This window comes from Actinoplanes sp. NPDC051405, assembly GCF_055586185.1.
On record NZ_JBVJIR010000015.1, the window covers coordinates 133144 to 152724 of the forward strand.

At 73.6% G+C, this 19581-nt stretch carries 16 protein-coding genes; 7 read left to right on the top strand and 9 right to left on the bottom strand.

The genetic code is table 11. The features are described 5' to 3' along the window. Nucleotides 1-5 precede the first annotated feature (5 nt). The 4 genes from ACZ6S4_RS29760 (at nucleotide 6) to ACZ6S4_RS29775 (ending at nucleotide 3536) form a co-directional block, all read left to right on the top strand. Entirely contained in the window at nucleotides 6-974 is a 969-nt protein-coding gene (locus tag ACZ6S4_RS29760) for a pectate lyase family protein (RefSeq protein WP_465478082.1), read from the top strand. Continuing rightward, the gene (locus ACZ6S4_RS29765; RefSeq protein ID WP_465478083.1) at nucleotides 971-1921 is read left to right on the top strand and encodes a pectate lyase family protein; all 951 of its coding nucleotides are present in this window, start codon (nucleotides 971-973) and stop codon (nucleotides 1919-1921) included. Before ACZ6S4_RS29760 ends, ACZ6S4_RS29765 begins: the two co-directional genes overlap by 4 nt. Nucleotides 1922-2090: 169 nt before the next feature. Next, nucleotides 2091-2729, top strand: coding sequence for a methyltransferase domain-containing protein (locus ACZ6S4_RS29770; protein ID WP_465478084.1), 639 nt, complete (start codon nucleotides 2091-2093; stop codon nucleotides 2727-2729). 9 nt (nucleotides 2730-2738) lie between these two features. Next, nucleotides 2739-3536 carry an AAC(3) family N-acetyltransferase gene (locus tag ACZ6S4_RS29775; protein ID WP_465478085.1) on the top strand — a complete coding sequence of 266 codons (798 nt, stop codon included), beginning with the start codon at nucleotides 2739-2741 and terminating at the stop codon, nucleotides 3534-3536. Nucleotides 3537-3549: 13 nt separating this feature from the next. Here ACZ6S4_RS29775 and ACZ6S4_RS29780 read toward each other — a convergent pair whose 3' ends face one another. Beyond that, nucleotides 3550-4380 (bottom strand): SDR family oxidoreductase, encoded by an 831-nt coding sequence (locus tag ACZ6S4_RS29780; RefSeq protein WP_465478086.1) that lies wholly within the window; start codon nucleotides 4378-4380, stop codon nucleotides 3550-3552. A 79-nt stretch (nucleotides 4381-4459) separates the two neighbouring features. Here ACZ6S4_RS29780 and ACZ6S4_RS29785 point away from each other — a divergent pair, with 79 nt between their 5' ends. Further along, nucleotides 4460-4840 carry a winged helix-turn-helix transcriptional regulator gene (locus ACZ6S4_RS29785; protein ID WP_465478087.1) on the top strand — a complete coding sequence of 127 codons (381 nt, stop codon included), beginning with the start codon at nucleotides 4460-4462 and terminating at the stop codon, nucleotides 4838-4840. On the opposite strand, the gene ACZ6S4_RS29790 is transcribed toward ACZ6S4_RS29785, so the two are convergent. The 3 genes from ACZ6S4_RS29790 to ACZ6S4_RS29800 all read right to left on the bottom strand — a co-directional run bounded on the left by ACZ6S4_RS29790 (nucleotide 4819) and on the right by ACZ6S4_RS29800 (nucleotide 10570). Continuing rightward, nucleotides 4819-6285, bottom strand: a complete 1467-nt coding sequence (locus ACZ6S4_RS29790; protein WP_465478202.1) for an SDR family NAD(P)-dependent oxidoreductase — start codon at nucleotides 6283-6285, stop codon at nucleotides 4819-4821. The genes ACZ6S4_RS29785 and ACZ6S4_RS29790 overlap by 22 nt on opposite strands. Before the next feature lie 143 nt (nucleotides 6286-6428). Further along, complete coding sequence (locus ACZ6S4_RS29795; RefSeq protein WP_465478088.1) at nucleotides 6429-9524, bottom strand: MMPL family transporter; 3096 nt, start codon at nucleotides 9522-9524, stop codon at nucleotides 6429-6431. Nucleotides 9525-9601: 77 nt separating this feature from the next. After that, the gene (locus ACZ6S4_RS29800) at nucleotides 9602-10570 is read right to left on the bottom strand and encodes a hypothetical protein (RefSeq protein WP_465478089.1); all 969 of its coding nucleotides are present in this window, start codon (nucleotides 10568-10570) and stop codon (nucleotides 9602-9604) included. A gap of 342 nt (nucleotides 10571-10912) precedes the next feature. Here ACZ6S4_RS29800 and ACZ6S4_RS29805 point away from each other — a divergent pair, with 342 nt between their 5' ends. After that, nucleotides 10913-11524, top strand: a complete 612-nt coding sequence (locus ACZ6S4_RS29805) for an FKBP-type peptidyl-prolyl cis-trans isomerase (protein ID WP_465478090.1) — start codon at nucleotides 10913-10915, stop codon at nucleotides 11522-11524. A gap of 36 nt (nucleotides 11525-11560) precedes the next feature. On the opposite strand, the gene yaaA is transcribed toward ACZ6S4_RS29805, so the two are convergent. The 3 genes from yaaA to ACZ6S4_RS29820 are packed head-to-tail and all read right to left on the bottom strand — an operon-like array spanning nucleotide 11561 to nucleotide 14409. Beyond that, the gene (gene yaaA / locus ACZ6S4_RS29810) at nucleotides 11561-12367 is read right to left on the bottom strand and encodes a peroxide stress protein YaaA (RefSeq protein WP_465478091.1); all 807 of its coding nucleotides are present in this window, start codon (nucleotides 12365-12367) and stop codon (nucleotides 11561-11563) included. A 9-nt stretch (nucleotides 12368-12376) separates the two neighbouring features. Next, nucleotides 12377-12721: an STAS domain-containing protein gene (locus ACZ6S4_RS29815; protein ID WP_433717374.1), complete on the bottom strand. Its 345-nt coding sequence runs from the start codon at nucleotides 12719-12721 to the stop codon at nucleotides 12377-12379. Nucleotides 12722-12765: 44 nt separating this feature from the next. Next, nucleotides 12766-14409: a copper resistance protein CopC gene (locus ACZ6S4_RS29820; protein WP_465478092.1), complete on the bottom strand. Its 1644-nt coding sequence runs from the start codon at nucleotides 14407-14409 to the stop codon at nucleotides 12766-12768. A 162-nt stretch (nucleotides 14410-14571) separates the two neighbouring features. On the opposite strand from ACZ6S4_RS29820, the gene pgm reads away from it, so the two are divergent. Further along, nucleotides 14572-16215 carry a phosphoglucomutase (alpha-D-glucose-1,6-bisphosphate-dependent) gene (pgm, locus tag ACZ6S4_RS29825; protein WP_465478093.1) on the top strand — a complete coding sequence of 548 codons (1644 nt, stop codon included), beginning with the start codon at nucleotides 14572-14574 and terminating at the stop codon, nucleotides 16213-16215. Between the two features lie 94 nt (nucleotides 16216-16309). On the opposite strand, the gene ACZ6S4_RS29830 is transcribed toward pgm, so the two are convergent. Together ACZ6S4_RS29830 and ACZ6S4_RS29835 are read right to left on the bottom strand one after the other, a co-directional pair. Further along, on the bottom strand, nucleotides 16310-16957 hold the full coding sequence (locus ACZ6S4_RS29830; RefSeq protein ID WP_465478094.1) for a response regulator: 648 nt from the start codon (nucleotides 16955-16957) through the stop codon (nucleotides 16310-16312). After that, complete coding sequence (locus ACZ6S4_RS29835) at nucleotides 16957-19437, bottom strand: sensor histidine kinase (protein WP_465478095.1); 2481 nt, start codon at nucleotides 19435-19437, stop codon at nucleotides 16957-16959. Before ACZ6S4_RS29835 ends, ACZ6S4_RS29830 begins: the two co-directional genes overlap by 1 nt. Nucleotides 19438-19581: the final 144 nt, after the last annotated feature.

Below are 19581 nucleotides of genomic sequence, written 5' to 3' on the forward strand. Positions count from 1 at the left end.
CCACCATGAGACGACTCCTGGTTGTTGCTGTGCTTGTGCTCGGCGCCGGGATCCTGGTGCCGGGCACGGGAAACGCGGCCGCGGCGGCCTCGGCCGACGGTTTCGCGAGTGTCAACGCGCTCGGGCGTAACGGCACCACCGGTGGCGCCGCGGGACCGACCGTCACGGTCACCACGGGCGCCGCACTGGAGCAGTACGCCGGCACGAACAGCCCGTACACGATCCTGGTCAGCGGCCGCATCACCGTCGACGACATGATCACCGTGGTGGCCGACAAGAGCATCATCGGCGTCGGCTCCACCGCGGAGATCACCGGCGGCGGCCTGCAACTGGGCTCCACCACCCGGCCCGGCAACAACGTGATCATCCGCAACATCAGGTTCAGCAACGCCTCGGACGACTCGGTGAGCGTCACCAACGGCGCCCACCACGTCTGGATCGACCACAACGAGTTCCTGCCGGGCTACGACGGATCGCTCGACATCAAGCGCAAGTCGACCTACGTCACCGTCTCCTGGAACCGTTTCCGCGGCACCGACAAGACGATGCTGCTCGGCCACTCCGACTCGTACTCCGCCGACGTCGGCTACCTCAAGGTGACCTACCACCACAACTGGTTCGACGGCAGCAACCAGCGGCACCCACGGGCCCGGTTCGGCGACCCGGTGCACGTCTACAACAACTACTACCGCGACATCGGGCTCTACGGCATCGCGTCCACCCAGAACGCGGGCGTCGTGGCCGAGGGCAACTACTTCGAGAACGTGCCGTTCCCGTGTCACTCGGTGAGCGGCTACGCCGACAGCGATCCGGGCCGGCTCGTGCAGCGCGCCAACGCCTTCGTCAACTCCGGGGTCTGCGAGGCCGGTGGCACGGTCACCGAGCCGTCGACGTTCTACGCGTACCAGCTCGACGCCGCGTCGTCCGTGCCCGCCGCGGTCACCGCGGGCGCCGGAGTGGGGAGGGTCTCATGAGAATCGCCCTGTGTTCGGCGCTGATCGCGGCCGGCCTCTCTGTGGCCGGGCCGGCCCAGGCGGCCCCGGCCGGCGCCCCGGACGGCTTCGCGTCCGTGGCGGCGCTGGGCCTGTCCGGCACCACCGGCGGCGTCGGCGGGCCGACGGTCACCGTCGACACCACCGATGAGCTGCTCACCGCGATCGACACGGTCGGCCCGATGACCATCCAGGTGGCCGGGACCATCGCCATCACCAGCAAGCAGGGGGTACGGCCGAACAAGACGATCGTGGGCCTCGGCTCGACGGCGGTCATCACCGGCGGCGGCTTCGACTTCTACCGCTCGTCGAACGTGATCGTGCGGAACCTGACCTTCACCGACGCGGAGGACGACGCGGTCAACGTGGGTCAGCAGTCGCACCACATCTGGATCGACCACAACACCTTCCGCCGCCCGGTGGACGGCTCGATCGACATCGTCCGCGGCGCCGACTACGTGACGGTGTCCTGGAACCATTTCGCCGGCACCGACAAGAGCATGCTGATCGGCCACTCCGACGGCGCGGCGTCCACCGACATCGGCCACCTGAAGGTCAGCATCCACCACAACTTCTTCGACAACTCCCGCCAGCGCCACCCGCGGGTGCGCTTCGGCGAACCGGTGCACGTCTACAACAACTACTTCCTCGGCAACGAGCTGTACGGCACCGCGTCCACCGAGAACGCGGGCGTGCTGGTGGAGGGCAACTACTTCGCCTCGGTGCCGTACCCCTGCCACTCCACGAGCGGGTACGCCGACAGCGGCCCGGGCCGGCTGGTGCAGAGGGCCAACGTGTTCGTGGGCTCCGGACCGTGCGAGGCGGGCGGGAACGTGGTGGAGCCGAGGACCTTCTACGCGTACACGTTGGACGCGGCGACGTCCGTGCCGGGCCTGGTGGCGTCCGGGGCCGGCGCGGGGCGGCTCTGACCGCGGGCGGCGCCGGTTTCGGGCCGGCGCCGCCCCCGGCCTCGCGGGACAGCGGGCTCCTGCGCCGCGGTCCCGGCCTCCTGCCGCCCGGCCTCCTGCCGCCCGGCCTCCTGCCGCCCGGCCTCCTGCCGCCCGGCCGGCGTCGCGGGCGGCAGTTAGGGTCACCGGCATGGACTGGACCGCCTGGCATGCCGGCTACGACGATCCGGACTCGGTGCTCGCCCGGCGGCTCGCCGCCGTGCAGGCGGTCATCCGGGCGGCGCTCGACGAAGCACCGCCCGGCCCGCTCACCGCGATCAGCATGTGCGCCGGTCAGGGCCGAGACCTGATCGGCGCGCTGGCGTCACACCCGCGCCGGGACGATGTACGGGCCCGGCTGGTCGAGCTCGACCCGCGCAACGCGGCGGTGGCCGAGGAGAGTGCCGGGCAGGCCGGGCTGGCCGGGATCACGGTAGTGCGGGGCGACGCCGGGCTCATGCGGCACTATCGCGACGCGGCGCCGGCGGACCTGGTGCTGGCCTGCGGGGTGTTCGGCAATCTGACGGACGCGGACGTGCTGCGCACGGTCGAGGCCTGCGCCCAGCTGTGCCGCGAGGGCGGCACGGTGGTGTGGACCCGGCACCGTCGGCCGCCGGACCTGGTCCCGGTGATCGCGGACTGGTTCTCGGCCCGCGGCTTCGAGCAGGTGTTCGTGAGCGATCCGGCGGCCGGCTTCGGGGTGGGCGCCCACCGCCTGCGCCACCCGCCGAAGGCGCTGCCGAGCGCCGACCGCATCTTCACCTTCGTCCCGGAGAAGCAGGCGCACTAAGCTGCCCCGATGGATCAGGCCCGGCCGCACACCGTCACGTCGCTCGCGTCGGACCTGCGCGCGCTCGGGCTGGCGGCCGGCGACGTGGCGCTGGTGCACTCCTCGCTGCGCAGCCTGGGCTTCGTGGCCGGCGGTCCCCAGGCGGTCGTGCAGTCGCTGGTCGAGGTGTGCGGGGCCGGTGGCACCGTGGTTGTGCCCACCCACACCCCCGACAACAGCGATCCGGCCGACTGGAGCCGGCCGCCCGTACCCCGCACCTGGTGGCCGGTGCTGCGGAGCGAGACGCCCGGGTTCGACCCGGCACGGACCCCGAGCCGCTGGATGGGCGCCATCGCGGAGACCCTGCGGACCTGGCCCGGCGCCGTCCGCAGCGACCATCCGCAGGTGTCGTTCGCCGCCCTGGGAAAGGAGGCGACCGGCATCGTCGCCGATCACCGCCTGACCGAAGGGCTGGGCGAGCACTCGCCGCTCGGCGCGGTCCACCGGCTGTACGGCAAGGTGCTGCTGCTGGGCTGCGGGCACGACTCCAACACCTCCCTGCACCTGGCCGAGTCGCGTCAGCCGGCCGCGCCCCGGTGCGTCGCCGGTGCCTCGGTGCGGCAACCGGACGGGACCGACCGGTGGGTCACCTGGTCCGAGGTGGTGGCCGACGAGAGCGACTTCGCCGAGCTCGGCGCCGCCTTCGACGCGACCGGGGCCGTGACGACCGGGCCGGTGGGCAGTGCCACCGCGCGCCTGATGGACCAGCGCGCGCTGGTCGGCTTCGCGACGACGTGGCTGGCCGGGTACCGGCCCCGGCGCCGGTAGGAGGGCCCCGGCCTCAACGGAAGGCGTCCGCGTGGACGGCAGCCCAGGCGGTGAACGGCCGCGGAGGCCGGCCCAGCAATCTCGCCACGTCCTCGCTCGGAGTCTGTTCGCCGGGCGTCGGGGAGCCCAGGATGTCCAGGGTGCCGGCCACCACCTCCGGCGGCATGAAGGCGCCCAGGGCGGCCGTGGCCTCCGCGCGGGTCAGCTCCACGAACGTCACGTCGGCGCCGATCGCCCGGCCGATGGCCGCGGCCTGCTCCCGGGGTGCGATCGGGGCGGGGCCCGTCAGCTCGTACACCTGGCTCTGGTGACCGCCGCGCAGGGTGACCGCGGCGCAGGCCGCGAGGTCCGCCGGGTCGACCACCGGCAGCGCGACGTCCGGGAACGGCGCGGCCACCAGGCGCCGCTCGCGCACCGACGGCGCCCACGCGTACGCGTTGGAGGCGAAACCGCCCGGCCGCAGGATCGTCCACTCCAGCCCGGACCCCCGCACCGCCGCCTCGAACGCCACGAGATGCGCGTGTGACACCGCGCCCGGGCGGGTCCGTACCCCCTGCGAAGACTGCAGGACCACCCGGCGCACGCCCGCCGCCTTCGCCGCACCCAGCACCGCGCCCGGGTCGATCCCCGCCCCGCCACCCGCCACCAGCACGAACAGCGCCTCGGCGCCGTCGAGCGCGGGGCGCAGCGAGTCCGGATCGGTCAGGTCGGCCGGCACGTGCCGGACCCCGGCCGGCAGCACCGCCGGCCGCCGCGACACTGCCGTCACCTGCTCGCCCGCCGCGGCCAGCCCGGCCACCAGCGGGGTGCCCACGTTCCCCGTCGCCCCCGTCACCACGATCATGTCGTCCCTCCGTCGGTCGTTGAGGAAGGGAAGCTACCATCGCCGGGATAGTAGGTACCTAGAGGAAAGTGACTACCCCGTGAAGCCCCGTCGCGAGGCCCCGCCCGAGATCGCCTGCCCGATCGGGCCCGTGGTCGACATCGTCTTCAGCCGCTGGACCACGCCCATCCTGTGGGCGTTGCACGAGTTCGGGCGGCAGCGCTTCGTCGAGTTGCAGCGCCGGATCGCCACCATCACGCCGAAGGTGCTGACCCAGCGGCTGCGCCAGCTCGAACGCGACGGGCTGATCACCCGCACCTACCATCCCGAGGTGCCGCCCCGCGTCGAGTACGAGATCAGCGAGCTCGGCCTGACCCTCGCACCCCTGTTCGCCGCCCTGGCCGACTGGGGCTCGGGCCACCTGGGCAGCGTCGAGCAGGCCCGCGCCGCCTACGACGGTCACCAGGCGATCGGCGCGTAGTCCTTCAGGAAGCAGCCGTACAGGTCCTCGCCCTGCTCGCCGCGCACGATCGGGTCGTACACCCGGGCCGCGCCGTCGACCAGGTCCAGCGGGGCGTGGAAGCCCTCGTCGGCCAGCCGCATCTTGGTCGGGTGCGGGCGCTCGTCGGTGATCCAGCCGGTGTCCACGCTGGTCATCAGGATGCCGTCGGTGAACATGTCCTCGGCGCTGGTGCGGGTGAGCATGTTCAGCGCCGCCTTGGCCATGTTGGTGTGCGGGTGGCCCGCGCCCTTGTAGCCGCGGGCGAACACGCCTTCCATCGCGGACACGTTCACCACGTACCGGCGGGGGAACGGGGATGCCGTCATCGCCGCGCGCAGCCGGCTGACCAGCACGAACGGGGCCGTGACGTTGCAGAGCTGCACCTCCAGCAGCTCCAGGGCGTCGACCTCGTGCACCCGGTCGCTCCAGCTGTTGGTCGGCGCCAGGTCGGGGACCAGGCCGCCGGCGTCGATCGCGGTCAGCGCGGCGATCCGGTCGGGGCTCGCCGAGCCGCTGGTCAGCGCCAGGGCGGTCAACGCGTGCGGGCTGAACGAGGACCCGTCGGTCAGCGATGCCGGGTGCGCCGCCATCGCGTGGCCGCCGAGATACTCCAGCTCCGGCAGGGGACCGTCGGGCAGCGGCGCCGACTCGGCCGCCACCAGTGCCGAGTACGAGCCGGGCGAACGCCGTACCGTCTGGGCCGCGTTGTTGATCAGAATGTCGAGCGGGCCGCGGGCCGCGACCGAATCGGCCAGCGCGACCACCTGCCCCGGGTCCCGCAGGTCGATGCCGACCACCCGCAGCCGGTGCAGCCAGTCCGCGCTGTCCGGCATCGCGGCGAAGCGCCGCACGGCGTCGTTCGGGAACCGCGTGGTGATGGTCGTGTGCGCGCCGTCACGCAGCAGCCGCAACGCGATGTACATGCCGATCTTGGCGCGGCCGCCGGTGAGCAGCGCCCGGCGCCCGGTCAGGTCGGTGCGGGCGTCGCGGTGGCTGTGGTTCTTCGCCGCGCAGGCCGGGCAGAGCTGGTGGTAGAACGCGTCGACCTGCACGTAGCGCTGCTTGCAGATGTAGCAGCCGCGCGGCTGGCGCAGGACGCCGGCGCTGGTCGTGGTGGTCGCGGTGGCGAGCGGGATGCCGGCGGTCTCGTCGTCGATGCGGCTGGGCGCACCGGTCGCGGTCGCGGCGGTCACCGCCCGGTCGTTGGCCAGGATGGCGTCGCGGCGGTCCCGGCGGCGGCGCAGCTTCACGGTCTTGAAAAGACCGGCGGTCGCCCGGCGTACGGCCACAGCATCGGGGTGCTCCGGGTCCAGCCGCTCGGCCTCGGCGATGACCTGCAGGCACAGCGCGAGCCGCTCGGGGTCGATCCGGGTGGTGTCTTCGGGCGCGCCGGCCCAGCCGCCTGACGTGGCGGACTCGTCCATGGTCGCGGTCATGCTCATCCCGTCCCGGTAGAACCCCAACTTCCCCGGGGCATGGTACTGACTACGCCGGGCGCGCCGCTGATCCGTACGGCCCGGCGGGCCACAATAGCCGCAAGACCGCCGAAACGGTTAGCCGGTCGTGGTCACGAGGACGACTCCGGCCGGCCTGGGGGGAGTTCGAGGATGGCTGTGGTGTCGACGCCGGGCTCGCGGCGCTCGGCGTCGTTGTCGCCGGCCGGATCGTCGTCGCCACCGACCGGAGAGCGGTCGGGCGGGTGACGGTCGGCCGGGGTGGGGTAGGCGGAAGTCGGGCCGGCCAGGGCGGAATCGGCCGCAGTGACCCGGCCGGAGAGGTCGACCGTGACCGGCGGGCCGTCGTCGGCGTCGGCTTCGGCCCGGCGGCGTTCGGCCGCCGGTGGCCAGGGCGGCGGAGCCGGAGGGCTCGTCGGCGCGGGGAACGCGCCGCGCTCACCACCGGAGCGCGGCGCTGGGTGACCGGCGGAGGATGGCGATGGCCCGGCGGCGGGGGCGTCTGGATTCGGCGCCGAGCCGGCTCGCGGAACGGACTCGCTCGTCGCCGTGCGGGGCCGCCACGAGGCGTCCCCGTCGTCCCGCTCGTCCAGCGTGATGCGTGCGGACGCGGGATGCGGGGCCGACCCGGCGACCGGATAGCCGGAAGAGGCGCCGCCCGAGACGGGCGCGCTCGCGGAGAATCGGCCGCCGGCTGGTCCGGTTGACGCCGCCGAGTCCGGATCGGTGGCCGAGGACCCGGATTCGGCAGCAGGGCCTGAGGGGGAGACCGATGCGGTTCCGGAGAAATGTTCCGATCGGACCGGGACGCCGGGCGAGACGGGAGCTGTCGCGGACAGGTTGGAAGCGCTCGGGGACACCGGAGCGTCATCATCGTCGGCAAGCGGCGCCGCCGGGGACACCGAGCGCGACGCCGGCTGCGGGGGCCACGCCGACGCCGTGCCACCCGTCCCGGCCGGCGGCTCGAACCACGACGAAGACCGCACCGGCTCCGCCCCCAGGCCGCCCGGGACCGCGGTCCGCGACCCCGCCGCCTCCGGAGCCGCGTGCCGCCCCACCGAGACCGTCGGGAAGAGTTCCTCGTCCTCGTACTCCTGCAGCCCGGCCCGCTGCTGCAGGCGCCGCATCGGGCCCGGGGCCCACCAGGCCGCGTCGCCCATCAGTTTCAGGACCGCCGGGACCAGCAGCATCCGGACCACGGTCGCGTCCAGGAACAGGGCCACGATCATGCCGACGCCGATGAAGCGCATCGTGGTCACCGATGACAGGGCGAACGCCCCGGTCACCACGATGAGCAGGATCGCCGCCGCGCTGATCACCCGGCCGGTTCGGGCCAGGCCCGTGGTCACCGCTTCGGCCGTGGATGCGCCGCGGGTGCGGGCCTCGACCATGCGGGACAGCAGGAAGACCTCGTAGTCGGTGGACAGGCCGAAGACCACCGCGGCCATCAGCACCACGATGCCGACCTCGGGCGGCGCCGGCGTGACCCGCAGCAGGTCCGCGCCGTGGCCGTCCTGGAAGATCCAGACCAGGATGCCGAACGTCGCGCTCAGGCTCAGCGCGCTCAGCACCACCGCCTTGACCGGCAGCAGGATCGAGCCGAAGGCCAGGAACATCAGCACCAGCGTCGCTCCGACCAGCAGGCCGATCATCAGCGGGAGCTGGTCCGCGGTCGCGCTCAGGCTGTCGACGTTGCGCGCGGTGGTGCCGCCGACCAGGACCTCTGTGCCGGGCGGGGCGCGCAGCGACCGGATGTCCTCGACCGCGTCGCGCGCCGCCGTGCTGAACGGGTCGGTGCCGGTCAGGGTCGCGGTGTAGAGCAGGACGTCGCCGCCGCTGCCCGTGGGCGTGACCGCGGCGATGCCCGGGACCTTCTTCACCTCGTTCGCGAACGCCGTACCGTCCTGGGCTGCCGGTGCGGCACCGCGGGTGCCGCGCAGCACCACCTGGACGCCCGCGCTGCTCAGCGCCGGGAAGTCGGCCTTGAGGGTCTCGATCGCCTGCCGGGCCGGGTTGCCCGCCGGCAGGATGCGCTCGTCGTTCTCGCCGAAGCGCACCCCGGTGATCGGTGCGGCCAGCACCAGCAGCCCGGCCAGGATGGGCAGGGCGACCAGCACCGGGTGGCGCAGCACCGCGCCGGCGAGGCGGGCCCAGCCGGTGCCGGCCGGCCGGGTCCTGCCGCGGCGCGGCAGCCGCACCGGCAGCTTGTCGACACGAGGGCCGAGGACCGCCAGTAGGGCGGGCAGCAGCGTCAGCGACAGGATCGCGGCCAGGGCGACGGCGGCGAGGCCGCCGTAGGCCAGCGACTTGAGGAAGCCCTGCGGGAAGAGCAGCAGCCCGGCCAGGGCGATCATCAGCAGCGTCGCGGAGAAGATCACGGTGCGTCCGGCGGTCGCGACGGTACGGGTCACAGCCTCCGCCGGCGTACGCCCGAACCCCTGCTCCTCCCGGAACCGCCCCACCATGAACAGTCCGTAGTCGATGGCCATGCCCAGCCCCAGCAGGCTGGCCACGTTGACCGCGAACGAGTTGACGTCGTGGCCGTACGCGATCGCGTGCAGCACCCCCAGCGAGCCCAGCACCGCGCACCCGCCCACCAGCACCGGCAGCGACGCGGCGACCAGCGAGCCGAACATGAACAGCAGCAGGATCAGCACGATCGGCAGCGACACCGCCTCGGCGAACGCCAGGTCCTGCGTCGACAGCGTGGACGACGCGTCACTGAGCGGCGCGCCCCCGGCGAGCTGGACGCTCGCCCCCTCGACCGACAGCTTGTCGTCGATCTCCCGGTACGCCTCGAGCTTCGCGCCCTCGTCGTCGCCGGCCAGCGTCAGCACCGCCACGGCCCGCGAGCGGTCGGCCGACGCGTACCGCGCGACCTTGTCCGGCCAGTACGACGCGACGGCCGTGACCGCCGACGGCGGCAGCGCCGCGAGCCGGGTCCGTACGCGCTGACCGAGCCCCGCGTCGTCGATGCTGCCCGAGGTGGGCGTGTAGATGACGACGACGTCGCCGCCCTGCGCGCCCAGCTCCTCGCGCACCACCTCGGCGGCCCGGGTCGACTCGCTGCCGGGGTCGTTGTAACCGCCCTCGGTCAGCTGGCCGAAGACGCCCAGCCCCCACACCCCGGCCGCGGCGACCGCCACGACCGTGCACACCAGCACCGGCCACCGGAACCGGGCCACCCATGATCCCCAGGCGGCGAACACACCGATCTCCTTAACACCCGCGTCCCGCACCCCACGGAACGCCCGGATCCCCCACCCCAGATGGGAGCCGGTTCACCTCAGCGCAGCGTGGCCGCCTCGAGCGCGACGCCGCCGCAGTCCTGGCTGAACGCCTCCTCGGTGACCCAGCTCAGGTTGATCTTGCCGTTCTTCGGCGCCCGGTACGTGATCACGAACACCGCCGTGTCGAGATTGTTGCTGCGTTCCTCGAACGTCGAGGTGGCCGAGGCCGAGCCGGTCGACAGCCTGGCCGTCAGCTTGCCGCGGCCGGCCAGCGCGCCCACGTAGAGCCGCAGGGTCCGCACCGAGGTGCCGGCCGGGGCCGAGATGGTGAAGCCGTTGCCCTTGCCGCAGGTGCGGATGCCGGTCGGCGTGCCGTCGCTGTTGTTCACCGGCGAGCCGTCGCGCCAGCTGAACCGCTCGTCGCTGAAGGCGTGCCGGAAGCGCGGCGCGGTGGGGGAGCCCTCGAGGATCTGGAAGTCGCCGTCGGCCCGGCGTTCCAGCGAGAACGTGCTCTGCTCACCCCAGTGCACCCAGTCGCGGTTGCCCTCGCTGGTCAGGTCGACCCGGGACGGGACGTCGTTGCGGTCGACCTCGACCGAGCCCTGGTCCGGTGGTTTCGGCTTGGTGGTCGTGGGCGCCGGCTGCGTGGTGCGGCTCTTCGACGGCGTGGGCGACGGCGACGGCGAGTTGTCGTCGGAGGCGCTGGGCAGCGGGATCGGGAACTGGTCGGCCGGGTTCAGCGACACGTCGCCGAGCGCGGGCGGCTGCACCGGCGGGATGGCCTGCTGGTCGTCGTCGCGGACCGCGCGGCTGATGATGAAGCCGAACGCCACCACGATGAGCACGCCCGCGAGGATGACCGCGGCGGGCATGAGGAACTCGGTCAGCCGGCGCCGTCCGTCGTCGAGCAGCAACGGTGGCACGGCCGCCCCCCGGCGGCCGGTCGTGCGGTAGCCATAGCTGGTGCGCGGGTTCGGTGCGGCGGGGTAGGGCCTGCGGTGCCCCACGTCGGCCGGTCGTCCCACGGACTCAGGCTGGCGACCTGTCGTACGGTCGTCGTCCGGCAACCGACCCTCCCCGGTCGTTCGCGGGCGCGCGCCGGCCGCCGGTGGCGGCCGGGCGGGTTGTCCCGAGTGCTGTGCTGCTTGAGCCGGTGCCGGCGACGAGCGGTCGCCGTGGTGCTGTGGGGAGGTACACCGTCTCACCTTCCGTGAGTGACGGAGAAGAGCGAAATGAGTAACCAAGCCGTCCGGATGATCACCGGGGTCGGCGGTTCGGCGGAGGTTCGCCCCGGGTCCCGGCCGGACGGCGAGTACGGTGTCCGGAGTCTGCCAGCATGTCCCGTCCGACAGGAGAGTCCGATACAGATGAGCGTCCAGGACAAGACCGGTACCAGTCGTCGGGGCCAGGCCCTGACCGGCGCCTTCGCGGGTGTGGCCGTGATCGCCGTACTGGTCGCGGTCTATATCGGCATCCAGGTGTCCGACGGCGACGACAAGCCGGCGACCCCGGCGGCCGCCTCCGCTCCCGCCGACCCGGCCGCCGCGGCGCCGACCGAGCCCGCCCCCGCGCCGAGCCAGCCGCCGGCCGCACCGCAGGTCCAGCTGGACCCGGCGCTGCAGCAGCCGCCGGTGGTCAAGGCCGGCAAGGGCAAGGTCGCCGAGCTCAAGGTCACCGAGATCATCGCCGGCAAGGGCCCGAAGCTGAAGGCCGGCCAGACCATCCAGGCCAACTACGTGGGCGTGACCTACTCCGACGGCAAGGAGTTCGACTCCTCCTGGAAGACCGGCCAGCCGGCCCAGTTCCCGGTCGGCGCCGGCCAGCTCATCGAGGGCTGGGACAAGGGCCTGGTCGGCGTGGCCGTCGGCAGCCGGGTGCAGCTCGACATCCCGGCCAAGATGGCCTACGGCGACCCGGCCCCCGAGGGCCGTCCCGGCGGCGACCTGCGCTTCGTCGTCGACGTGCTGGCCGCCCAGTAAGACGTGCTGGCGGCCCGGTAATCAGCCGCCCGGTAGTCACAGCTCCCGCACGATCACGTCCACCTGCCGGGGGCGGCCCGCCACTACGGGCCGCTCCTCGGCGGTGTACTTCAGGTCCCGCAGCGCGGCCAGCAACTCGTCCACCGAGGCCGGCCGCGCACCGGCCTCGGCCAGCGAGCGCACCAACCGGCCCTTGGTGGCCTTGTTGAAGTGGCTCACCACCGAGCGCCGCGGCTCCCCGCCGACGATCCGCTCGTGCAGCACCCGGACGGTGGCGGTGCGCCCGGCGAGCGCGCCCGAGGGCGACCACATCGCCGCATAGGCGCCGGACCGCAGATCCAGCACCGGGCCGTCGGCGGCCGCGCGGTCCAGCGCCGGGCTCAGCGCCTTCTTCCAGTACGCGGTGAGCCCGCCGAGCGTGGGCAGCGTGACCCCGACCGAGCACCGGTACGCCGGGATCCGGTCGGTCAGCCGCAGCACCCCCCACAGCCCCGAGAAGACCACCGCCCGCTCGTCGACCCAGGCCCTGGCCTCCGGTGCGAGCCCGGCCGGGTCGAGCGCCTCGTAGAGCACCCCGCTGTAGACCTGCGCGGCGGGCGCGGCCGGTGCCGTGGCCAGCCCGGCGTTGCGGGCGACCTCGCGGTGCTGAGCGGCGCTGAGCCCGAGCACCGCCAGCGAATCGGCGACGCCGCGGGCGCTCGTCCGCCGGCACAGCGCCACGAGCTTGGACAGCACCCGGCGCCGGGCCGGGGCGAGCCGGGGGAGCCACAGCTCCGCGGGGTCGGCGGGGGCACCGGTGGCCGGTGCGGTCTTGCCCTCGGACGGCGGCAGCAGGATGAGCACGCCGCGAGGTTACAAGTCCGGCTCGGTGGCCAGCGCGTCGGCCACGCTGGGATAGACCTCCAGCACGGGCAGCAGCCCGGCGACGTGCAGCAGGTCCCGCAGCTGGTCACCCGGGGCGGCCAGCCGCAGCCAGCCACCGGCGGCGACGGCCCGCTCGTGACCGTTGATGAACGAGCGCAGCCCGGTGGAGTCGCAGAACCCGATGCCGGAGACGTCGACGACCACCCGGGGCACCGGCCGGTCCAGCACCTGTTCCAGGGTGGTGCCGAGCACGGTGTCGGTGCCACCGTCCAGGTCGCCGCGCACGGAGATGATCACGGTGTCGTCGGGGTCACCGATGACGGACACTTGCACGACTGGGCCTCCCCGGGGCACGACGGAGACCTCTCTCTGCCCAGTCACGAGGCCGGTGGAACCTGTGGCACCGTGATCGTCGTACGGACCGTCGCCTGGTCGATCTCGCTGACCCGGACGGTGAAGCTGATCTCGTACGTGCCGGGCAGCGGGAACGTCAGCGCGCCGACCGCGTCGTTGCGCGGCGTGAGCGGCAGCATCGGCTCGGACACCGGCTCCAGATCCTGGCCCTGCAGGCGGGTCGTGACGGTCCACTCGGGGGCCGGCAGCGGCTTGCCCTCCGGCGTGTAGGTGAAGCCGTGCACGGTGTTGTTCTCGCCCAGCTCCACCGGGTAGACGTAGTACTGCAGCGTGAACAGCTCTGAGGTAAGCGTCTGCGAGACCCCCTTCTCCGTGCTCGCGGCCCGCTCACCGGTCGCGCTGCGGCCGGGCGTGACCTGCACCAGTACGGCGCTGAGCCCCAGCACCAGCACGGTGGCGGCGACCTCGGCCCCGACTGTGCGCCGCAACGTGGTCACCCCGCCGGTGCGCACCTGGGCCCGCTGCACCATGCGCCGCGCGAAGGCCGCCGCGGCCAGCACCCCGGCCAGGATCGCGATCTTGCCGAGCAGGAGGCGGCCGTACCCGGTGCCCCACAGTGCGCCGACGGACCCCACCTGGACCACCGCCTGCACCGTGCCCGCGCCGACCAGCCACACCACCGCCAGCGCCGCCCAGCGCGACCAGGCCGGCAGGATCACGCCCAGCACCCGGGGATGGGCGCCGCGCAGCAGGAACACCGCCAGCGTGATCAGCCCGCCCAGCCAGACCGCCATCGCGGCCAGGTGCACCACGTCGGCGGTCACGATCGCCGCGGCCAGCGGCGAGTCGGCGGCGTGCCCGGTCAGCGGCCAGGTGGTCAGCCCGGCGGCGGCCAGGGCGAGCAGCACCCCGCCGTGCCATCGCTTACCGGTGCCGTGCAGGACCGGCAGCAGCAGCGCGGTGGCCGCGGCGAGCACGGCCAGGCGGGTCAGCAGGATGACGCCGAACGGGCTGGCCAGCACGTCGGCGAGCTCGGTGACCGAGACGTCCCACAGCGGGGCGCCGCTGCTGTTCGGAGCCTGCGTCCACAGCGCGCCCAGGGTCGACGCCGCGGTGCCGATCACCCCGGCGCGGACCAGCAGGATCGGCCCGCGGCGGGACAGCCGGCGGGGCCACAGCAGGGACAGCAGCAGGGCCGGGCCGATGATGAGGGTCAGTCCGGCGTACCCGATGAACTTTCCCGCGGGCACCGCGACCGCGACCGACGGGTGCACACTGCCGGGATCGCTCTCCGGCGGGCGCGCCGAGGGCGCGCCCACCGAGAAGGTCATGGCGCCGCCGACCGGGTGGCTGTCGCTGGAGATGATCCGATAGCTGACCAGGTACGTGCCCAGCGGCTGGTCCGCGCGCCGCACCTGGATCCGCAGCGTCGATCCGATCGCGGCGACGGCGCCGGTGATCCGCTTGCCGTCCGGCGCCAGCACCTGCGTGCGGTCCGGGACCGGGGTGATGCCCTCGGTGAACGTCAGAGTGATCTCGCCGGGTGCGGTCGCCACCACACTGCCGGGCTCCGGCGTCGCCGTCGTCAACGCGGCGTGCGCGCTCGCCGGCGCCGCCGGAAGCAGCACCGCACCCAGTCCGATCATGGCCACGATGAGCACGCGCACGATCCGCGGCCCCCCAGCCGCTGCAGCCCCAGTCACGACAGGTAGTTCGGATCATCGGGGGGAAAGGTTCAATCCGCGCACGGCGGCTTACCGATCCGCCCGGCCGGGTACCACCCGGCGATACGATCCCGGGCAGGTCCACGCCCTCAAGGAGGCTCCTCGATGTCCGTGCATCCCCGCGCCGGCACCCCCGCCGAATCCCGCGACCGAATCGACGTGCCCCGGGTGGTCCTGAGCTACTACACCGACCACCCGGATCCCGAGGTCGCGGAGCAGCGCGTCGCCTTCGGCACCTCCGGGCACCGCGGCTCCAGCCTGAAGACGGCGTTCAACGAGGACCACATCGTGGCCACCAGCCAGGCCATCGTCGAGTACCGCCGGGAGCAGGGCACCGACGGACCGCTCTACCTGGGCCGCGACACGCACGCGCTGAGCGAGCCGGCGATGATCTCGGCCCTGGAGGTCTTCGCCGCCAACGACGTCCGCGTGCTGATCGACAGCCGCGACGGCTACACCCCGACGCCGGCGCTGTCGCACGCGATCCTGACCTACAACAAGGGCCGCACCTCCGGGCTGGCCGACGGCGTGGTCGTCACCCCCTCGCACAACCCGCCGGACGACGGCGGCTTCAAGTACAACCCGCCGCACGGCGGACCGGCCGACACCGACGCCACCAAGTGGATCCAGGACCGGGCGAACGCGTTGATCGCCGGCGGCCTCAAGGAGGTACGCCGGGTGCCGGCGGCCCGGGCCCGCACCTCGGAGCTGGTCAGCGGCTACGACTACCTGGCCACGTACGTGGACGATCTGGGCTCGGTCATCGACATGGAGGCGATCCGCTCGGCCGGCATCCGGATCGGCGCGGACCCGCTGGGCGGCGCCAGCGTCGCCTACTGGGGCGAGATCGGCTCCCGGTACGGCCTGGACCTGACCGTGGTGAACCCGGACGTCGACCCGACCTTCGGCTTCATGACGCTGGACTGGGACGGCAAGATCCGGATGGACTGCTCGTCGCCGTACGCGATGGCCTCGCTGATCGCCGTCAAGGACAAGTTCCAGCTGGCCACGGGCAACGACGCGGACGCCGACCGGCACGGCATCGTCACCCCCGACGGCGGCCTGATGAACCCCAACCACTACCTGGCCGTGGCGATCTCGTACCTGTACAAGGTCCGGACGGACTGGCCGGCCGCGGCGGCGATCGGCAAGACCCTGGTGTCCTCGTCGATGATCGACCGGGTGGCGGCGGACCTGGGCCGCAAACTGGACGAGGTGCCGGTCGGCTTCAAGTGGTTCGTGCCCGGCCTGCTGGACGGCTCGGTCGGCTTCGGCGGCGAGGAGAGCGCGGGAGCATCGTTCCTGCGCCGCGACGGCAGCCCGTGGAGCACGGACAAGGACGGCATCCTGCTGGACCTGCTGGCCTCGGAGATCGTGGCGACGACCGGCCGCACGCCCAGTGAGCACTACCGCGACCTGACGGCGAAGTTCGGCGACCCGGCGTACGCCCGCATCGACGCGCCGGCGACCCGCGACGAGAAGGCGATCCTGGGCAAGCTGTCGCCGTCGCAGGTGACGGCGAAAGAGCTCGACGGCGAACCGATCACGGCGGTGCTGACGTCGGCGCCGGGCAACAACGCGCCGATCGGCGGCCTGAAGGTGACGACGGAGTCGGGCTGGTTCGCGGCCCGGCCGTCGGGCACGGAGGACGTCTACAAGATCTACGCGGAGTCGTTCAAGGGACCGGACCACCTGGCGCGCATCCAGGAGGAGGCGCGGGCGGTGGTCTCGGCGGCCCTGAAGGGCTGAATCCCGGCAGCCCACCCGTCCTGCCGCGCTCGGCCCGGGCCGCTCCTGGTCCGGGCCGGGCTTTGTCCGGTCCGGGGTCCGGGTCGGCGACGGCTCAGGGGTTGGGGCGGACCAGGCCGAGGTCGTAGGCGGCGATCGTCGCCTGCACGCGGTCGCGGACGCCGAGCTTGGCCAGCAGCGCGTTGACGTGCACCTTCACCGTGCCGGTGGTGATGCCCAGCGCGGTGCCGATCTCGGCGTTGGACATGCCGGTGGCGATGCTGACCAGGACCTCACGCTCGCGGGGAGTCAGGCCCTCCAGCCGCCGCCCGGGCTCGGCGGGACCGGACAACCCACCGCTGGCGAACGCGTCGATCAACCGCCGCGTGACAGCCGGACTGAGCATGGCCTCGCCGTCGGCGACAACCCGGATGGCGGCGAGCAGATCAGCGGGCAGCACGTCCTTGAGCACGAACCCGGCGGCGCCCGCCTTCAACGCCTCATAGACATACCGGTCCTGATGGAACGTCGTGAGGACCAGCACCTTGGTCTCCGGTGCGGCCGCGGTGAGCTGCGCGGTGGCGGTCAGCCCGTCCATGCCGGGCATCCGGATGTCCATGAGCACCACATCGGGCCGCACCCGGGCGGCCAGGTCGAGCGCGGCCTGCCCGTCGGCGGCCTCACCGACGACTTCGAGCCCTTCCTCGGCGTCGACGATGGCGGCGATCCCGGCGCGCACCATGAGCTGGTCGTCAACGACCATCACCCGGACGGCGATGACGCCACCTCCTTGTCGTCCCCGGCCGGCGTACCCGGCCCGTCGTCGGCAGGAATCGTGCCAGCCGGCCCCTCGCCCGCGCCGGCCGGGCCGGCCGCGGCCTCCACGCCGGTCGAGCCCTCGCCGACGGGCAGCGGTGCCGGGCCCGGAACCGGACGGTCCTCGCCCGGATGAGCCACCATCGGCGCCGGGAGGAGGATCTCCGGGAGGCCGTCGCCCGCGGCGGCCATGCTGCCGCCGACCGCAGCCAGCCGCGCCCGCAACCCGGCGGCGATCTCTCCACCCTCGTCCGCCGGCATCGGCCGGATGCTGATCCGCAGCGGGTCCCCACTCAGTTCCACCCGCACGCTCACCGCCCCGGTGTCCCCGGCCAGCAGCAGCTCCACCACCCTGAACGCCGACAGATCCACGTCCGCCGGCAGCACCCGCCCGGCACCGGCGATCTCCAGGTCGACTTGCCGCCCGTTCGTCCGCCACCGGTCCGCCAGCCCGGGCAGGGCCGCCGTCGTCGGCTGGGGGTCGCGGTCGCCGGCGTCGCGGGCCGGGTCCGGCTCGGCGCGCAGGCCGTTGAGGAGGCCGCGCATCGCGTCCAGGGCTGTCCGGGCCGAGGTCAGCACCTGGTCGAGGTCGCCCGCGTCGGCCGCCGTCGCCACCCGGGCCGTGTCGCGCAGGACCGCCGCTTGCAGGCCCGCGGCCACCCGGGCGCGTTCCAGGCCCGCCGCCCAGATCGCCTGGGCCGTCGAGGAGGCGACCGCGTCGTGCTCGCGGGCCTCCAGCTTGGTGCGGCGCCTGCGGACCATGAACCCGGTCAGCCAGGAGCCCACCATCGGCACCCCGAGCGGGCAGCCGATGGCCACGGACATGAAGATCGCCCATACGGCGAAGGGGATGTCCTCCTCCGGTGGCGCGTCCAGCGCCATCGTGACGCCGGAGGCCAGCACCGCCGCGGTGAGCGCGGCCGGGATCGCCAGGGCGGTCAGGTTGTTGCGGCGGGCGTAGCGGGCGACCGCGTACACCGCGACGGCTTCCGCGCCCAGGCCGGCCAGCATGAACCAGCCCAGCGCCGGTGCGACCAGGCCCGCCACCATCAGCGCCGGCAGCAGCCACGAGGTGAGGGCGACCGCGGCGAGCACGGCCCAGGGGTGGGTCCGGCGCCAGATCACCGGTACGGCGTGGGCCGACGCGACCAGGATCAGCAGGGGCACAGGCGCGCCGGTCAGGTCGGGATCGTCGTCCGAGATCAGCAGCGCTCCCACCGGCATGAACAGCGCCAGCAGGAACACGACCACGTCGATCACGTGCTCGGCGCCGGGCCGCTGCCGGCGGCGGGGGGCCGGGGCCGGAGCGCTGGTCACGGGCAGCACAGCGCGGACGCGCCAGCCGCCGCCGGGGCGGGGACCCGCGGTCAGGGTTCCGCCCAGCGCCGTGGCGCGTTCCCGCATGCCGGTGATGCCTCGCCCGGAGCCCATGCCGGTGACGCCGTCCGTGTGGGCGCCGTCGTCGTCGACGGTGAGTTCCAGGCCGTCGGTCACCGGGGCGAGCCGGATGCGGACGCCGCCGGCCGGGGCGTACCGCAGGGTGTTGGTCAGGGCCTCGCGGGTGATGCCGCAGACCGCCTCCGTCGTGGCGGGCGGCAGGTCGTCCGGGGTGGCCTGCACGGTGACCTGCTGGCCGAGCAGCCGGAAGCCCTCGGCCAGCTCCTGCAGGCGGGCGGCGACCGGGCCGGGCCGTTCGTCCGGCAGCTGCAGCAGCGCGACCAGCCGGTGCAGCGCCGCCAGGGTGTCGCGCCCGGTCCGGGCGGCGAACTCGCGGGCCTCGGCGACCAGGTCGGGCCGGGTGCCGCCGAGGCGCTGGGCGGCCGAGGCGATGACCACGATCGAGGTGAGGTGGTGGGCGGTCACGTCGTGCAGCTCGCGGGCCAGGCGGTGCCGTTCGGTGTCGGCGGCCCGGGCCCGCCGGTCCTCCGCCTCGGCCAACCGGCCCGCGGCCTTGGTCCGCTCGGCGTGCCAGCGGTGCCGGGCCCGGCCGAACGCGACGACGGTCGAGTAGACCACCAGGATGCTCACCAGCTCGAGGGCGTACTCGTCGTTCAGGCCCGTGGTGGTGGCGATCAGCACGGCCTGCCAGAGCATCACCGCCGCGGCGATGCCCAGCGTCAGCCGCTGGGGCCGGAACACGGCGATGCTGTAGAGCGCGATCAGGTCGGCGAGCGAGACGACCAGCAGCGCGTCCAGCGGCACACCGTACGTCCCCACGGTCAGCGCCGCGGCCACGACGCCGAGGGCGGCCAGCGGGGCCGACCGGCGCCACAGCAGCGCCACCGTGGCGACGAGGGTGGCCGCGACGCCGGTCGCGACGGCGGGCGCCGGCAGCCGGTCGTCGGAGGCCAGCGGGATGCCCGGCCAGACCGCCAGCTGGGTGACGGCGAGGACCAGCGGCAGCAACCAGACCGGAATGCGCTCCATGACGCACCGACCCTAAAGGGGGCCGGCCACACCCCGCATCGGTCCCGGGTGCCACCGGCGTCTATATCCATGGGTGGAGACGGCCTGGTCCGCGGCGGGAACGCTCAGCTTCGGCTCCCCATCGCCGACTGGTACTGCGCCAGG

Excerpts from the sequence above, each read along its gene's own strand:
- ACZ6S4_RS29835 (WP_465478095.1), bottom strand. The coding sequence starts at position 19,437 with ATGGAGCGCATTCCGGTCTGGTTGCTGCCGCTGGTCCTCGCCGTCACC.
- ACZ6S4_RS29765 (WP_465478083.1), top strand. The coding sequence starts at position 971 with ATGAGAATCGCCCTGTGTTCGGCGCTGATCGCGGCCGGCCTCTCTGTG.
- ACZ6S4_RS29780 (WP_465478086.1), bottom strand. The coding sequence starts at position 4,380 with ATGATCGTGGTGACGGGGGCGACGGGGAACGTGGGCACCCCGCTGGTG.
- ACZ6S4_RS29770 (WP_465478084.1), top strand. The coding sequence starts at position 2,091 with ATGGACTGGACCGCCTGGCATGCCGGCTACGACGATCCGGACTCGGTG.
- ACZ6S4_RS29805 (WP_465478090.1), top strand. The coding sequence starts at position 10,913 with ATGAGCGTCCAGGACAAGACCGGTACCAGTCGTCGGGGCCAGGCCCTG.
- pgm (WP_465478093.1), top strand. The coding sequence starts at position 14,572 with ATGTCCGTGCATCCCCGCGCCGGCACCCCCGCCGAATCCCGCGACCGA.
- ACZ6S4_RS29790 (WP_465478202.1), bottom strand. The coding sequence starts at position 6,285 with ATGGACGAGTCCGCCACGTCAGGCGGCTGGGCCGGCGCGCCCGAAGAC.
- ACZ6S4_RS29775 (WP_465478085.1), top strand. The coding sequence starts at position 2,739 with ATGGATCAGGCCCGGCCGCACACCGTCACGTCGCTCGCGTCGGACCTG.
- ACZ6S4_RS29830 (WP_465478094.1), bottom strand. The coding sequence starts at position 16,957 with ATGGTCGTTGACGACCAGCTCATGGTGCGCGCCGGGATCGCCGCCATC.
- ACZ6S4_RS29760 (WP_465478082.1), top strand. The coding sequence starts at position 6 with ATGAGACGACTCCTGGTTGTTGCTGTGCTTGTGCTCGGCGCCGGGATC.